General features: G+C 57.2%; 17 protein-coding genes. 15 read left to right on the top strand and 2 right to left on the bottom strand.

Annotation, left to right across the window (positions count from 1 at the left end; translation table 11 throughout):
- On the top strand, positions 1 to 3,987 hold a 3,987-nt coding region (locus tag JW937_06455; GenBank protein MBN1587051.1), incomplete at its 5' end, for a hypothetical protein.
- Here JW937_06455 and JW937_06450 read toward each other — a convergent pair.
- A complete protein-coding gene (locus JW937_06450; protein ID MBN1587050.1) occupies positions 3,984 to 5,015 on the bottom strand; it encodes a TIGR00730 family Rossman fold protein in 1,032 nt (343 codons plus the stop codon). The genes JW937_06455 and JW937_06450 overlap by 4 nt on opposite strands.
- Positions 5,016 to 5,197: 182 nt before the next feature.
- On the opposite strand from JW937_06450, the gene JW937_06445 reads away from it, so the two are divergent.
- From JW937_06445 to ychF, 9 genes are all read left to right on the top strand, one after another.
- Positions 5,198 to 5,683, top strand: coding sequence for a hypothetical protein (locus JW937_06445; GenBank protein ID MBN1587049.1), 486 nt, complete (start codon positions 5,198 to 5,200; stop codon positions 5,681 to 5,683).
- 41 nt (positions 5,684 to 5,724) lie between these two features.
- A complete protein-coding gene (locus JW937_06440; GenBank protein MBN1587048.1) occupies positions 5,725 to 6,072 on the top strand; it encodes a hypothetical protein in 348 nt (115 codons plus the stop codon).
- Between the two features lie 17 nt (positions 6,073 to 6,089).
- Complete coding sequence (locus JW937_06435; GenBank protein MBN1587047.1) at positions 6,090 to 6,947, top strand: NAD(+)/NADH kinase; 858 nt, start codon at positions 6,090 to 6,092, stop codon at positions 6,945 to 6,947.
- A complete protein-coding gene (locus JW937_06430) occupies positions 6,948 to 7,538 on the top strand; it encodes a hypothetical protein (GenBank protein MBN1587046.1) in 591 nt (196 codons plus the stop codon).
- The gene (locus tag JW937_06425) at positions 7,535 to 7,981 is read left to right on the top strand and encodes a hypothetical protein (protein MBN1587045.1); all 447 of its coding nucleotides are present in this window, start codon (positions 7,535 to 7,537) and stop codon (positions 7,979 to 7,981) included. Before JW937_06430 ends, JW937_06425 begins: the two co-directional genes overlap by 4 nt.
- Complete coding sequence (locus JW937_06420) at positions 7,978 to 8,556, top strand: hypothetical protein (protein MBN1587044.1); 579 nt, start codon at positions 7,978 to 7,980, stop codon at positions 8,554 to 8,556. The genes JW937_06425 and JW937_06420 overlap by 4 nt, the downstream gene beginning before the upstream one ends.
- A complete protein-coding gene (locus JW937_06415) occupies positions 8,546 to 8,860 on the top strand; it encodes a hypothetical protein (protein ID MBN1587043.1) in 315 nt (104 codons plus the stop codon). Before JW937_06420 ends, JW937_06415 begins: the two co-directional genes overlap by 11 nt.
- Before the next feature lie 162 nt (positions 8,861 to 9,022).
- Positions 9,023 to 9,436: a YjbQ family protein gene (locus tag JW937_06410; GenBank protein ID MBN1587042.1), complete on the top strand. Its 414-nt coding sequence runs from the start codon at positions 9,023 to 9,025 to the stop codon at positions 9,434 to 9,436.
- A complete protein-coding gene (ychF, locus tag JW937_06405) occupies positions 9,437 to 10,525 on the top strand; it encodes a redox-regulated ATPase YchF (GenBank protein ID MBN1587041.1) in 1,089 nt (362 codons plus the stop codon).
- 174 nt (positions 10,526 to 10,699) lie between these two features.
- Here ychF and JW937_06400 read toward each other — a convergent pair whose 3' ends face one another.
- A complete protein-coding gene (locus JW937_06400) occupies positions 10,700 to 11,284 on the bottom strand; it encodes a hypothetical protein (protein MBN1587040.1) in 585 nt (194 codons plus the stop codon).
- 32 nt (positions 11,285 to 11,316) lie between these two features.
- Between JW937_06400 and JW937_06395 the strand changes: the two genes are divergently transcribed.
- From JW937_06395 to JW937_06375, 5 genes are all read left to right on the top strand, one after another.
- Positions 11,317 to 11,646: a translation elongation factor-like protein gene (locus JW937_06395; protein MBN1587039.1), complete on the top strand. Its 330-nt coding sequence runs from the start codon at positions 11,317 to 11,319 to the stop codon at positions 11,644 to 11,646.
- 155 nt (positions 11,647 to 11,801) lie between these two features.
- Positions 11,802 to 12,242 (top strand): D-tyrosyl-tRNA(Tyr) deacylase, encoded by a 441-nt coding sequence (locus tag JW937_06390; GenBank protein ID MBN1587038.1) that lies wholly within the window; start codon positions 11,802 to 11,804, stop codon positions 12,240 to 12,242.
- 157 nt (positions 12,243 to 12,399) lie between these two features.
- Positions 12,400 to 13,149 (top strand): hypothetical protein, encoded by a 750-nt coding sequence (locus tag JW937_06385; GenBank protein ID MBN1587037.1) that lies wholly within the window; start codon positions 12,400 to 12,402, stop codon positions 13,147 to 13,149.
- A 32-nt stretch (positions 13,150 to 13,181) separates the two neighbouring features.
- Entirely contained in the window at positions 13,182 to 14,753 is a 1,572-nt protein-coding gene (locus tag JW937_06380; GenBank protein MBN1587036.1) for a PilZ domain-containing protein, read from the top strand.
- 245 nt (positions 14,754 to 14,998) lie between these two features.
- Positions 14,999 to 15,324, top strand: a 326-nt coding sequence (locus JW937_06375; protein MBN1587035.1) for a DUF2064 domain-containing protein, incomplete at its 3' end; no start/stop codon positions are given.

Raw genomic sequence — 15,324 nt, 5'->3', positions numbered from 1 at the left:
CCGGATCTGTATTTGGAGAGGATGTTGGCTCAGGACGTCTCTTCGTCTACAACTTCTCGCAAACCTACTGTTGCCACGTCTTCACGAGATAAGCTGGCCACAGCGCACTGGTTGGCTCAAAATCCTTCGATCAGTGCAGACCAGGCCATGCAGTCTGTTCACAACCAAACTCAGGAAATCCTCCGGCTGCTTGGAGAAGGTTCAGACCGTCAAGCTGTTTTGAACACCTGGTGGCAGAGGTTAAAGGAGGGGATCCAAACCTATCCCCAATTAACGGGTGTTGATGAGCTTGAGACTGAGCTAGGACCTGGACGTTCGGCAGTCATCCTCTTTGACCCGGATTTTGCCACCTACCTTGTGAAGCACGTTATCGAACCTCTGATGGAAAAGAGCGACGACATTTTGGGATTGGACTCCTTCCAGGTGGCTATGGCCGAAGCCTCTCCCAAGAGCCTTACCGACTTTGACGAAGTGTGGGAGTTGATCCGCGATGAATGGCAGGCCTATGAGAGTTGGGTGGACTTTGATGCCGGAGACTTAGGAGTGCTTGCAGCGCTCTGGCCCAATGGCTTGCCTCAGGACGTGATCTCTTCTGCAGATCTTGTTGCTAAAGCACCTGAGCGACTCCAAGAAGTATATGATCTGGTGCGCGCCCACATTCAAGCGACAGAGAAGCCACTCCTTTTGGCGACTGCCGAAAGATCCTCAAGTGAGAGGAGTGTGTTGGGTCCCAAGGGAGGGACTCGAGCCGATGACGACGCGCGACGCAGACGGCGAGAAGAAGTCAGACAACAGACACAGGCTGCAATTTCCCAAAAAAATCATGGGGCTGAAGTCTCCAATGGGGATCTGATTCCTCCGCAAGAGGATCGCCTGCTTCTGCTCTGTGATCTGATGCTCAAGTCCGGAAAGGGCGGGAATTTTGCGGAGCTGCCTAGACAGAACCAAAGAGATATCTACCAGGACCGGCTGAGAAAGGAGTTGGGCGCACAAATCCTTGACGGAGGGCTCACTCTCGAAGACCTGGACAAAGATATTCGCGAAGCCGAGGTTCTGGTAGCCAATGACCTTCTGCGTCTGTTAGCTGAAATTTATGGAATTGAGAACATTGAGGCCGTGGAAATACACTTTCCTCCCAGTTTTACCGGGCAAAACGTGGGCACTGAACGCGGTGTGTTGCTCCCGATCACGGCTCTCCGGCGGGCACTCGCGAGCGGGGTGCGCTTTGACGGTTCCTCTATTGAAGGTATGGGCTATCTCGACGACGGGAACCGCGCGGCTGAAATCCGTCCAGGCAGCGCTCGCATTGAGGAAGTCAACGGTCGGAAGATTCTCATTTTGGAAGCAGTGCCCAAGAGGATGGCTGAGTTCGAGTCCCGCGAGGGGATCGAACGCCAACCTGCCTTGGAACCCAGACCCATGGCGCCCGTGGCTCTGGATCAGGACCGGCAGGCCCAGTACCAACAAATCGTGGATTACCTCAATTCTCACGAAGGTTTAGACACGATCACGGTATTCCTTCCTGACCTCAGCGGTGAGAACCGGGAGGCGGTGATCACCCAAGCGCAATTGGAGGACGCGATTCAAAAGGGAGAGGAACTGAGGGTCTTGGTTTCTGAGTTCGGACAAACGGATGATTTGGGGCCGCTTCAATTGCTTACAGATCGCAACACAGAGGGTTGGACGGTCACCTTTGACCCCGCGACCTTTGCGATTGTGGATTTGCCGGAGGGTGATGATCCTACCGGGCAACGGAGGACTTCCTTGGTCGCGACCATGGATGTGGGAGAGATCAGAGATCGGGAAGGCGTGATCTTTATGGGAAGCTCGCGTGCCATTGCGGAGCAGATAGAAAAAATTCTGGCTGAAATGGGGATGAAGGCCTCAGCAGCCACGGAGATGGAATGGTTCTGGTGGATTGCGCCTAAAGGAGCGGAGGGCTCGGCTCTATATGCGGAGGCGGTGCGCGAGGTTTACGAACAGGATCATTTGACCCCGCACGATGATGGTTTCGTGGAGGCCTTGGTGGTCCGGGCCCAATCCAAGGGGCTTGAGTTAAACCCCTCCCCGTACTTTGGAGCGCCCTATAAGTGGCCGAATGAATACTACGATATCGGAATCGACTTCCTCAAAGCCATGGGGAGCTGGGGGGAAATAACCGAATATTTGCATATTGAGGTGGCCACCGGACAAGTTGAAAGTCCCCAGGGACACGGCACCCCTTGGGAAGCAGCCCGCAATACGCTGATGCGCAAATGGGTGATTCGCAAGATCGCGGAGCGCCGCAATGAGGAAATGGCGGCACAGCGCGCGCAGGCGATTACTTTGCGGGCACAGGGTAAAACTGTGGAAGTTCCGCCGGAGAGAGAAATTCAAACGTGCACATTGGACAAACCTGCAGAGGGGGTCAACGGCAGCGGCATGCACGTGCACCAGGCCACCGTGGTCAGTCTTCCCGAGGGTCCTCTTCCCGGTGCGGTGACGCTTCCTGCCGGGACCATTCTCCCGTTTGCCCTCACCTTGCCCAACGGTAAAAGTTTGCAGGCCGGTGAACTCGGGCAGGCCACGCAACTTCCTCAAGGTACTGTGATTCCAGAGGATGCCGTTGTCTACGTGATGTGGGATGCAAAGACCCAAGATTTGTCCGTGATGGGGCACCAGTACTTTGCCGGAGCCGGATATCTTTTCCCAGAAGCCATGGCTTTATTTGCGGTGGACAACTCCTGGGAGCGCTTTGCGCCTGGTTTTGAAGCCCCGGTAAACTATGCGGCACTCATTTTTATCGGGAACCGCAGCTTTATGGTCAGGGGAGTGGAACCGGACTCGGAGAAGGTCGCGCGGGCCGAGACTCGTGCCGCAGGCCCGAGCCGGCCGGACATGTTGGCCCTGCAGAACTTTATGGGGGCCTTGGGCATCAAGCTGAAGTTTCCTCCCGCGATCGACATGAGGGAGAATCTCTTTGACGGGTTGAGTGATCAAGACATTATCGAAATGGGCATTGGTTTCTTCCCGGGCAATTTGGAGCAGGCTTGGCAGTTGTTCTTGGATGGGGAGGTTTTGAGGCAGGCGCGGAAACACAATGTTCTTCCGGAAGAAACGATACGTTTCTACCAGGGCCAGCGCCTCCAGAAATTGACCGCGGGCATGGAGGATGAAGCGGGAACGGAAGCCCAAGAAGCGCGAGAGGTTTTTGTGTCCACGGAAGCCGGGGAAGCAGTGAAGCACTTGAGAGCGGGGCAGGAGCAAGGCCATGCGAGTCGATTCGTGCGCAAGGCCGCGGCCTTTGCCCTCGCCAATATGGATCCAACCGGGATCAGTCCGGAGACAGTGAGTGTCTTACTGTCGGCTCTGGACAGGACACAGGAGATTTACGAAGAGGACCCTGAAGTGCGCGCTGCCATTGCCTTTGCCTTGGGCCGCTGGGCAGCCAAACGCTTGCCTGATATGAGGTGTGATTGGGACGTGAACCGGCTCTTGGATGGACTCCAAACACTTCACGGCCAAGAGAACGCGCTCTTCGAGGAGGCTAAGGCCAAAGGCGACCGCGTGGGCCAAAGGGCTTATGGGCTGGTGCGCCAGAGCTTGGCAGAGGCCTGGCATCAAGCCGAAGTGGCAGACAAGGCTGTGCGAGTCTTTCAGGCATTATCTGCGCGTACGGAAGCTATGTCCCGAGAGTCACTGGCAGAGTTTCTTCTGAAACCCCAAAAGGAGACTGCGCTTTCCGAAGTAGAGGCCAAGTTTGCCAAGAAGAAGAAACTCAAAAAGGGAGAGAGGAAAGAACTCGAGCGGGCTCGCAGAAACGACAGGATGAGACAAGCCAGAATTCAGCCGGCCCTGATTAAGCTGATCTTGGCAGGGAAGCTGCAGGTTGTGGAGACAGCCGGACGTACCGACCAATACATGTTGAAATCCGATGTGAAAAATGATGTAGTCGCGGACACAGAAGCAGCTGTCAGAGCAGCGGACTTAATTGATTCCGCACTCTAAGCGGCCGCTTGTTGATTCAAGCGATTGATCAGGTGCCTTAGGCGTCCGTAGCTGACGCGGTTAAAGTTGAAGACCAGGCGCGGCAGGTGCGCGAGCTCCGGCTCGTTGGCTTCCGCGGGCAGAGCCGCAGCAGCTTCAAATGCGCCCTGCTCGAGCATGTCCTTGAAGTCTTGGTTCAGCGCTTCAAGCAGCTCATTGGAAATGGGATTGCGCACCCGGATCACAAACTGTTTCCGGACCCAGCGCGAAGAGTGGTAATTGGAGTAAAAGCTGACGAGCTCGTTTATGGCCTCATCGATATCTGTGGTGATCTTGTACAAGTCCAGATCTTCCGGAGAGATGACTTTGTGCCCCAGCAGCTCACGGGCCACAAAGTCATGCCAAGACTGCCAATAAGTCCCGCCGGGCACGTCCACAAACACCAGTGGCTTGGGCTCTGTTTTCCCGGTTTGCACCAGGGTGAGGCTTTCGAATCCCTCATCGTGGGTGCCGAAACCGCCCGGGAAAAGGCAGATGGCGTCGGATTCCTTCACAAAAGTCAGCTTGCGCGTGAAGAAGTATTTGAACTCCACCAAGCGGCTCTCGTCCTGCATAAATTCGTTGGCTTCTTGTTCCAAGGGGAGCTGGATGCCCGCGCCCAGGCTTTTTTCGCGGCCGGCGCCCTCCATGCCCGCTGCCATGATGCCGCTGGCAGCGCCTGTGATGACCATCCATCCCTTATCCACGATTTTGCGTCCGAATTCTTTGGCTTGCTGGTAATGAGGGTGGTCTTTGGGTGTGCGCGCTGAGCCGAAAATACTGACTTTGCGGATATTGCGGAAAGGGCTGAAAACCTTGAAGGCGCGGCGCAGCTCCCGCAGCGCGCTGTTCATGATCTTCAGGTCGCCGCGGTCCACATCGTCTTCCACCATGAAGAGGGCCGTGAGGATGATGTCCTTGATTTGATCCGCGTTGGCGCAACCGCCCTTGGATTCGATCCAGGAATCAATGACTTCTTTAACCGGGTCCGGAAGACGGGCGCGAGACATGCAGATATCTTACACTATGCGTCAAGTGCCCCGAAGGGGCATTCCCGGTGCCTGGCACCGGTGCCTGGCACCAGTGCCTGACACCAGGACGATGGACTGATGGACTTATCTTAAGTAATTGAACAAGTTTTTTGGCTATGGTAAAATCAGAAGTCACCGCACTGCTAATATAGGGAAATCTCGTGAAGCTAAGCCCAAGTTCGACAAAGACAATTCAAGACAAGTGCGACAACTTCATCAAGGAATACACCGCTCTGATCAAGGACTCCGCGGATCTCTACACGGATCTGCAGCCTTTGGTGAGCACCCTCCAGAAGCCGGTCGCGCACGAGGCTGAGGTGCGTCCGCTCATGGGGACTGTGGGTACGAATCTCCGCGGGCTTTCCGCGCGTTTGGCGCGTTTGGTCGGATTGGTTACCGAGATGACGCATGCCATGGGGCACATCACCCATCCGCGCCGGGAACTTACCGAGGCCATGCGCCACCGGGACCGCAGATCAGGCGAGCTGCTGTGCCCGAGTTGCGGTCATCCCATGGTGCCGATGCGCCGGTGTTTGACCCACGGGGACCGGATCTACATGTGGTATGTGTGCCCGCGCCGCAATGGGGAGCAGGGATGCGGGCATGTGGAGATCGAGCGGGTTCGGGAGGTCAACACCGTCGGCTGAACGCCTGCGGTTTGTCATTGGGGGCAGCCTTGAAAAGAGTCATGATTCTCCTTGGAGTAAGTTGTGCTTCGTTTGCGCTTTTGAGTGGTTTTGATCTCGCCACGGCCGAGGATTTGGCCTGGCAGGAAAGCCCTGTCAAGCTCAGCAAAGATGTGGAGCTCAAGGTTCCCCCGGAGTTTGGGAACCTGGTGGCAGTCACTCAAGACAGCGAGATCCATCACTTGTATTTTCAGGATTCGCAGGGCACCATCCGTATTGTGCGGGTCGGCCAGCCCGGAGCTTCGGTAAAGTCCCGGCGCCCCATGGATCTGTTGAGCCCTACTGTTCATGTACTCAATCGTGGCCCTGCCAAGGTAGAGGAGTCCTCTGCCGGTTACCGGGGTTATTGAGGATCGGGTACCCTCCCATGCCTTTGGACCCCATTCTAATCGTCTACAAGAAAGTGCATCTTTCCTCCAAGCCCAAGGTCATTTCCGCGGGTTGGATACGCTACAGCCGCCGGATGCGACATGCCTACGATTCGCATCACCGCACCTTGGATCTCCTGCGCGATACCCTCAAGTCTATGGGTCTGAAGTACCGGTACATCCATCGCGCCCGGGTGGTCGATGAAAAGGCCTACAAACTCATCATCACCGTGGGCGGGGACGGGACTTTTTTGCGCGCGGCCCAAAGCGTGTATCACACGCCGATGCTCGGCATCAATTCCGATCCCACGCGCAGCGAAGGTTTTTTTACCGCTGCCGACGCGAGCACTCTCAAAAAGACTTTGCAGCGCTGGAGCCAAGGCCGCCTCAAGCTGACAGCCTTGTCCCGCCTCCAGCTGCGGATGGACGGCATCTTGATCAAAGAACGCGTTCTGAACGAAGTATTGATCACGCACGCCAATGCTGCGGCTGTGTGCCGCTATCGAATTGAAGTGGGATCGCGAAGCGAAGAGCATAAGAGTTCGGGCGTGTGGGTTGCGACTGCAGCAGGTTCTTCCGCAGCCGTGCACTCGGCAGGCGGCAAGGTCTTGCCCGTGCGGTCCAAGCGCTACCAATACATGGTGCGCGAACTCTACGCGGGTGTGCGATTGACGCCCGAGAAACCGGCGCTTAGGGCTGGGACGCTTGCAGCGGATGCACGCATCCGTTTTGAGGCCCTGATGACCCACATGGAAATTTACCTGGACGGCCCTCACGTGATGTACAAGTTTCCGTTGGGTTCCAGGCTCGAGGTGCGCCGCGACCCGAGACCGCTCAACGCGTTTGGAGTCGGATAGTTGAAACCCAGAACCTGGCGTCTCTTTATTGCCTGGTCGTTGATCGTGCTCGGGGCAGGGAGTGTGTATTCGAGTATTTCGAGCGCGCACTTCTTTCTCAATCATGATTCAGGTTTGGATGTCTTGCTCAAGTACGAAAGTTTGCTGACAGCCATGCCGGGCGGCTCAGCGCAACAGGTGCTTGATCCGGAAGGCCCGGTTGTTCAACTGTTGGACGCGCTTCTCCGGGTCCTGAAATCCGAACCGCAGCTTTGGGTTCAGCTTTTTCTTTTTACGGTAGTCTATGGGCTCATTACGGCCGGCGGCATCGGTTTGGTGCGCAAAGATCCCTGGGCGCGCAGCGTCTCTATTGGGAGCTGCTGGGCTGCGACTGCCTTGGTGCCGCACCAGATCTATGTGGTGCATCGCATTTTTGACGGGCTCCTTCAGGCAGTTGAATCCGTCATGGGCTTGCCCCTTCCGCCCGAAGCGGTGACAATGCTGTACAGGGGTACGGATATCAGTATTATCCTCGGGACCTTGGGCGTGTTTCCGGTCCTTGTGTGGATCATGTCCCGGCCTAATTTCGTAAAGGAGTGTGCCTCATCGTGAGATGGCTCAAAGGCCTTGCAGTCTGGGTACTGCTTGTATTGATATTGGGCTCTTGCTCCTGGAGCCGTGAGGTCGAGCACGCTGCGCGAAACGGTTTCTGCCTCTCCCAGGATGAGAAGGCCCTTGTCAAAGACAGCCGCAATTCAGAGCAGCAGCTTCGTCTTCTGCAGGAAGAGCGCGTTCGTGCCTATCTGCTCGCCCACCCGGATATCAAAGAACCCAATCGAAGTTATATGTTGAACCTGATGGTGGTGCCCGGCATGACCGAGGAGCAGGTGCGTATTGTATTTGGTATGCCCGAAAAGGTCTTAAGCTTGGAGAATGATCCGGATTCTTATCCGGCGGATGTACTTTGGCTCTATGCGCGGGGTGTGCGGGAGTACTACCGTTTCTATTTTCAGGACAGCGGGCTTATCCGGATTGAAATCGGGGGCAGGCGGTGACTTGCAGGGACCCTTCTTTCGGCCGCCGGAGAGAAAGGGAGACTAAGAAACGTCCCTGGCTCCTGAGTTTGTTGACGATTCTGTTGGTGGTCGTTCTGGCTGGATGTTCGGTGCGCTACTGGGTTCAGGACAGGTTTGAGGGACTCAGGGATTGGACAGAGTACCCCAGTGACTGGGAACCCCCGGAGTCTGTCGAGCCCCCGGCCGAGCGGGAGCAGGAGCAACCGGACCCGCGCGCCGCAACTTTGAGCGAAGACACGCGTAAAGTCCCGTGGTGGAAGCGCCGTATTCACTGGCTTCCGGGCAAGGGATCGAAGGTTCCGCCTGTGCCGGAGAAGTACTGGGCCCAGGTTGAGACGGGGATGGACCGCGCACGGGTAAGGGATATTGTGGGGCCGCCGCGCCTGACTGCAGGTTGGGGCACCGAACTCATGGATGACCAGCGCGCTGTTTGGATTTACAAAATCGAAGACGAGCCGGACTACCACTACCTGTATTTTGCCGGCGACAAATTGGTGCGCATCCACCATCAGGATTCGGACGAATTCATTAATGAGGAGATCCATGCCAAATAGTCCCCAGCCTCCGCGCCGCGTCCGGACCGGCCTCTTGCGCCTGTGGATTTGGGCTTGGGCCATCCTCTGTTTTGCCGCAAGCTTTACAGGGGTGGGGTGCGGTTCCTCTTTGGCCTATCAGTACCGCTATTCCAAGTCCGGGGTCAACGACTCCTACCAGAAGCACTTCACGGACGACGTCAAGATGGTCTGGGAAGGTCTGGACTGGGATCTGTGGCTGGCCAAGCGCTCTTTGGGCCGCTGGAATGGGGCACGGCAGTCCCGGCCTCCCATCCAGAGAGAACAGGAAAATCAACGCAACTAGTTTAACTTAAATAAGTAAAGGCTTCTTGAGCTCCTCAGCGGCCTGTGATAACCTAATGGGACATGAGTGGGGCGGCCTGCCTGTTTCCAGCCCGTAGACAAGTGTCCCCAGCCCGGTGACGTCTCGTAGAGGAGACTCTTCCTTTCACGACAGACCCTTAAGATGAAATCGACCACCGAGTATCTTTGGTTCAACACACGGAAACACCGCGAGCTTGTGCGCATTACCGACAGGGTGGCGAGTGTTGTTGCCAAGAGCGGCGTGCAAGAGGGGATGGCCCTGGTCAGTGCCATGCACATCACGGCGGGTGTCTTTATCAATGACAATGAGTCCGGGCTGTTCCAGGATATTGAGGAATGGCTGCAGGAGTTGGCTCCGGAGGGACCGGATTACCGGCACCACGCGACCGGGGAATCCAACGGCGATGCGCACCTCAAGAGTCTTCTCGTGGGGCACCAGGTGATTGTGCCGGTCACAAACGGCGAAATGGATTTGGGTCCTTGGCAGGAAGTTTTCTATGCGGAGTTTGACGGTCAGCGCCGAAAGCGCCTCCTGATTAAGGTGATGGGTGAATGAATGGGCTTTCGATGCGGCCTGGTAGGTTTGCCGAATGTCGGGAAGTCGACACTTTTTAACTCCCTGACGCGGGGAACGGCAAGCACAGCCAATTATCCCTTCACCACCATAGAAGCCAATGTGGGTGTGGCCCCTGTCGAGGATTTGCGGTTGGATGCGTTGGCAGAGGTGACTCCGCATGAATCCGTGACTCCCACGGCCTTGCATTTGGTCGATATCGCCGGCCTGGTTAAGAACGCCAGTCAAGGCGAGGGCCTGGGCAATCAGTTTCTCAGCGAGATCCTCCAGGTGGACGCGATTGCTCACGTGATCCGCTGTTTTGAGGATGAGGAAGTCGTGCACGTGACAACGGATTTGGACCCGGTCCGGGATGCGCAGATTGTCGAGCTGGAGATTCTGCTCAAAGATTTGGAATGGATCGATCGCTGGCTGGAGAAGCACCGCAAAGTGGCGCGCACCACGGATAGGAGTCTGGCCCCGGTGGTGGAGTGTGCCGAGGCCTTGCGCGAGGCCCTGGGACGGGGCCAAAGCGCCCGGGCGCATCGGGAATCCGCAGAGGAATTGCGGAAGGCCGGGTTGCCCTTGGCCAGCGCCAAGCCGGTGTTCTACATTGCGAATGTGGATGAGGATCACTTGGGTCGGCCCTCCGCCGCTGCAAAGGCTTTGGAAGAATACGCGGCCGGTCAGGGGGCTGCGGTGGTGAAGGTCTCCGCCAAAGTCGAGCAAGAGCTTCAGGACTTGGAGGGGGCTGACCGGCAAGAGATGATGCAGGCTCTCGGGCTTGAGCAGTCGGCCCTGCAGCAGGTTGTTCGCAGAGGCTATGAGCTTTTGGAGCTCGTGAGTTTCTTTACCACGGACTCCGGAAAGATCCGGGCCTGGACTGTGGCCGATGGAACCCGCGCAGCCGCGGCCGCAGGGAGGATCCACACGGATTTTGAGAAAGGCTTTGTGCGGGCTGAAGTCGGGTCTTGGAAAGAGCTGGTGGAATGCGGTGCAGATGCCGCGGCTCAGCGGGCCAAGATGCGCACCGAAGGCCGGGATTATGTGGTGCGGGACGGTGATGTGATTCATTTCAAAGTAGCGGTTTGACTACACAGGAGAAAACAATGGCAGGACTACCCAGAAGGTTTAGGAATCGCCGGCGCAGAAAGCGCATGGCCGGTAAGCCGCATAGTGAAGAAGGCAAGCAAAACAAGAAAGCCAAGAAGAGCTAAAAGGAATCAAGAATGACACAAGAATCACTTTGGGATCGACTTAAGCGCCTTATAGGATCCGGGGCTCCATCGCCCCCCCAACAACCTCGACGTTTGCAGGGTCGCCAGACCCAGGGCACTCAGGGCGATAGCAGGCGCGGCCCTCAGAGACCCCGGCAGGGCCAAGGGAATCGCGGCCGCAGGCCGCAGGCCCAGTCGCGCGACGGTCGCGGCGGCCTAGGCCGTTCCGGCAATCGCGCAGGCGCAGCCAATGGAAATCGCGCAGAAGGCTCCTATAGCAATCGCCGGGGGCAAGCTGGCCGCGGCGGGCAGCAGAGCCGTCCGGGTCAGGAGAATCGCCCGGCACAAGGAAGCCGTTCCCCCCAAGGCAACCGTCCCGTACAAGGTAATCGTCCGCCGGCTCAATCCAGCCGTCCGGGGCCGGGGAATAGAAACCGGCAAGGACCGCCGGCGCGCGGTCGCGCGGGTTCAGGTACCGGGACACAGGGGCGCAGGCAGGATTCGGGCCCGGCTCAGAGCCGTGACCGTTCCCGTTTGCAGCATTCCAGCGGATCGCTTCCGGGGGTTCGTCCGGGCCCGCGCAGCCCGGAATCACAACGTCCGCGCCGGCGCCGTCCGGGGCCGGGTAACCCAAACAGGCCGCGTGTGGATCGAAGGCCGTTACCTGTGGGAAAACCCATCGGGGGAGGCCAACAGACCGGGGCCGCATCTGCTGCAGTGCCGAGTGCCGGGGTTAACGGGAAACGTCTGGGTTTGGTGACTCATTACTTTCCCAAGGTCAATGCGGCGGTAATTAAATTGGAGAATGACGGGCTCAAAGTGGGAGAGCGGATCCGTATTAAGGGTGCGACCACGGATTTGGAATTCGATATCAGCTCCCTGCAGATAGACCGGAAGCCTGTGGAGTCCGCGGAAAAGGGCCAGCATATCGGCTTGAGTGTGTCTGAGCGGGTGCGCTGCCGCGACGAGGTCTATAAGATCAGTCCAACTGAGTAGAGAATCGAGTTGGGTGTTCAGCGCCGCAGTCCGTCATTGCGATCCGCCACGATTCATGGCGGAGAAGCAATCTTTGCGGGATATAGATCGCTTCATTGCATTCCCGTTGACAAAACGTCGCTTCCCGCCTGCGCGGGAATGACAGCGGATTTCCAGTGCGTCTTGTTGTACAGCGAGTAACCAAAGCTTCCGTCACCGTGAACCACGAGGTCCTGGGCCGAATCGGCCGGGGCCTTGTGGTCATGGTGGGTATCTCCGAAACCGACACGCCGGAAGCAGCCCCTCCTTTGGCCGAACGCCTGGTCTCTCTCCGGATCTTTGAAGACGATCAAGGAAAGATGAATCTTTCTGCCGGGGATGTGGGCGCAGGTTTTTTGGTGATCCCCGCTTTCACGGTTTATGCCGGCACAGAAAGGGGCCGCCGGCCGGATTTTACCAGCGCTGCGCGACCTGAATCGGCCGAGCCTATCTTTGAACACTTCCTCCAAGCCCTCCGGAGTTCCGGCCTGCAAGTGGAGACCGGGCGCTTCCGCTCCCACATGGATGTGGAGCTCCTCAACGACGGTCCTGTCTGTATTTCCCTGGAATCTAAGTAAGTCAGGACGCAATCTTTTACAAAAAAATACAGTTTTTTCTTGAAATCTTCCAAGTGGTGTCCTAATATCGATTTAAATCATGGTTCCCAATGCAGGACCTGTGGGCTGGTGAGCTTCTGGCAATGTGGAACTGACGACCCTTCAAGGAGGAGGCGCAATGCGTCTTAAAGCCATCTTTACCACTTCGATTCTCACTTTTAGCATCGCAGCTGCTGCGGTGCTTTTTTTGACGCGGCAGAGCGAGGCTCAATATCGCGAGGCACTCCAGGCAACGCTGGACCAGAGCCTCAAGACGGTTGAGATCGCGGGTGTGCGTTTGCAGGAAATGGGACAGGTCCGGCAGCAGATCGAGACCGAGATCACCCTGCTCCGCTCGCAACTGGACGACCAGGAGCGTCGTGCCCAGCAACTCCAGGAGACTCTCCACAAAGAGCGCCAGGAGGCCCGAAGCACACGTCAGGAGTTGGATCAGGTCAAGCAGGCCATGGCCCAGCTGGAAGACCAGCTGGAAGAGGCCGAGCGCACGCGGCGTCGTTTGGAAGGCCGGGTGCCTGTGGCGCGGGCGGCTGAACCCACTCGCGGGGTAAATATCTCCTGGGATGGGGCGCCCAAGACGGCTGCCGCTTCCGAGGCCCGGCCCGTGGAGCTGGAAACCATCTCCGTGGCGACCAATCCCACTCCCAAGGGCAAGGTTCTCGTTGTCAATAAAGAATTCGATTTCGTCGTGATTGATTTGGGCGAACAAGACTCCATTGAGCCCGGCGCCATCTTGTCTGTTTTCCGCAATAGAGAGATGGTGGGGAAGGTCCAGATCGACGAAGTCAGTGAGCGGGTTGCCGCCGCTTCAATCATATCGGATGGCTCGGAGAGCGAGATTCTCGAGAACGATCTTGTCGCGGGTCTATGACGTTCTTTCAAAGTAGGGGGGGTGCACTCGTCATGCGCAGTTCCACCGCATTGAGTAAAGCTTTCTTGGTCTCCGCATTGTGTTTGGCTGCAGTTATGGTGTTTGTTCCGTCCGTGCTTTCAGCAAAAGAATCGACTGAACATCTCACCACCCGTATCCAAATAAGAACTTCCGATCCCGCACAGTTTGAAGTCCAGCGCCTGAACAATCCTCCGCGTTTGGCCTTGGGCTTTACCGGCGCGCCGGTTTTCAGCGGTCTTCCCGAAAAGACAGAGGTGAACAAAGGAAACCTCATCTCGGTCGATGTGATCTACGGCAAGACAGTCGAGGGCTCTACTGTTAAACCCATGCAGAGCTTGATTCTCACGCTGATTGACCACGCGCCTTACGAGGTAACCCAGGACGGCAACCTCATCAGTATTGCTGTGGGTTCCCCGGAAGGTTCATCCGCCCGACTGGCCGTGGGTGAGATGCAGATTTCCGCACAGACTTCCGCCGGGGCTGCGGGAAGGCGTCAGGCGATGGACCAGGCCTTGGATGCTGTGGAAGGCAGAATCTCCGGCGCATCGGCCGGCATTCCGATGAGCGGAGCCGCTTCCAAGGTGCAGTTTACCCGCAAGGCAGTGTCTCCGGTTATCGTGAAAGGCGATTTGTACGGCCTGGCAACTCAGGAGGAAATCTCCGCGCTGCAGAACGGGATTTGGAAGGCAGTGACCTCGCCCATGGGCTTTATCCGGCTTGTGCCCCGGGAGTATCACGAGACCATTGCCTGGATCAATAAGCGTCTCATCTCTTTTTCCACAATTGCTTCAGAGCCGATGTTTGCCTTGGCTGTGGTTCTGTCCCTCCTGGGATTGATCCTTCTGTGGCGCGACTATCAGCAGACCTTGCTGGAAAAGGAATTCGCGAGTGATCCCATCGACCGCCGCATTGAGTCCCGTGCGGATCTCAATTATTTTGGCGAGAGATGTGTGTTGTATCCGCCTATGAGCGGGAACGGGGAAGAAAAGATCAATGTCTTGGTGCGTAATATCAGCGCCGGCGGCATTGCCTTTGATGTGGATAATCAAATCGAGGTGCCGGAGAAGGTTAACGGCGATTTGTCTTTGCTGGGTTACCGCTCTCCGATTCACTTTAGCGCTGCCCGTGTTTGGGTGCGCGGGGGCGGGGAGACGCGCAAACGCATCGGCATTCATTTCACGGATATTGCTCCCTCTTCGCGCCGTGATATCCGGCGCTATGTGAGAGGGCGCGTGGGTTCTACGTTTACACAGCCTATGGGCAAGACCGAGCCGGGTTCTTCCGACGGGCTTTTTGACAATGGAAACCGGAAGATCCAGACCACGCTGGAGGTGCGGTTGGCCAGCGCGAGTTCTGTGTCCGTGGCCGGGGATTTTAACGGCTGGGATGCGCGCAGTTTGCCCCTGACACGGACGGAAGACGGGGTTTGGAAAACGGTCTTGGAGCTGGAGCCTGGTTCCTACCAGTACCGTCTGTTGGTGGACGGGCAATGGATGAATGACCCGAACTGCCAGAACCGCACGATCAACGAGTTCGGCACAGAGAACTGCTTGATCGAAGTGGGGCACGAACTTAGCGTCTAGCTCAGGAAAAGAATGCCTGAGTTTTGTAGGGCAGGGTTAACCCTGCCCTACTTTTTTTTGGCTGGATTCTTCCGGGATCCGGCATGAAAAGGATATTCCGCCAGCAGTTCGCCGCAGAGGGGCCTGCTTTGCGGAACACAGGCGCTGCGTTAGAATAGACAGACCTTGGGAGGTATGCGCTGACTCTTCACTTTAGGATTGCGATGAATTCCGATACTTTAATCCTCGTTTTTCTGAAATTCCCCATGGCAGGCAGGGTTAAAACACGCCTGGCCCGGGAGGTGGGCGCGACCTCAGCCGCCCTCATTTACCGCCGTTGCGTGGAGTACATGCTGCCGCGGCTCAAGGCTGCGGCCCCCAAGGGCGTTCCAATCCGGGTGGTCTTTGATCCTGCGGATTGGGAGCCGCTTTTTCGCGAATGGCTGGGCGCGGATTATGAGTTTATGCCCCAGCCCAGCGGGAACCTGGGACGGCGCCTGCGGCAGGTCTGCCGCGCGGTTCACAGCCAGGGCGTGCGCCGGCTATTAATCTTAGGAAGCGACAACCCTACGGTTGACCCTGACTGGATCGG

The organism is Candidatus Omnitrophota bacterium (assembly GCA_016929445.1).
Lineage (GTDB): Bacteria > Omnitrophota > Gorgyraeia > JAFGIU01 > JAFGIU01 > JAFGIU01.
The sequence above is the reverse complement of the archived record's forward strand: the minus strand, read 5'-3'. Positions and strand labels throughout refer to the sequence as shown.

What these genes read in the sequence shown, in the direction of transcription:
- JW937_06450 (MBN1587050.1), bottom strand. Translation starts at nt 5,015, where the DNA reads ATGTCTCGCGCCCGTCTTCCGGACCCGGTTAAAGAAGTCATTGATTCC.
- JW937_06440 (MBN1587048.1), top strand. Translation starts at nt 5,725, where the DNA reads ATGATTCTCCTTGGAGTAAGTTGTGCTTCGTTTGCGCTTTTGAGTGGT.
- JW937_06435 (MBN1587047.1), top strand. Translation starts at nt 6,090, where the DNA reads ATGCCTTTGGACCCCATTCTAATCGTCTACAAGAAAGTGCATCTTTCC.
- JW937_06415 (MBN1587043.1), top strand. Translation starts at nt 8,546, where the DNA reads ATGCCAAATAGTCCCCAGCCTCCGCGCCGCGTCCGGACCGGCCTCTTG.
- JW937_06410 (MBN1587042.1), top strand. Translation starts at nt 9,023, where the DNA reads ATGAAATCGACCACCGAGTATCTTTGGTTCAACACACGGAAACACCGC.
- ychF (MBN1587041.1), top strand. Translation starts at nt 9,437, where the DNA reads ATGGGCTTTCGATGCGGCCTGGTAGGTTTGCCGAATGTCGGGAAGTCG.
- JW937_06385 (MBN1587037.1), top strand. Translation starts at nt 12,400, where the DNA reads ATGCGTCTTAAAGCCATCTTTACCACTTCGATTCTCACTTTTAGCATC.
- JW937_06380 (MBN1587036.1), top strand. Translation starts at nt 13,182, where the DNA reads ATGCGCAGTTCCACCGCATTGAGTAAAGCTTTCTTGGTCTCCGCATTG.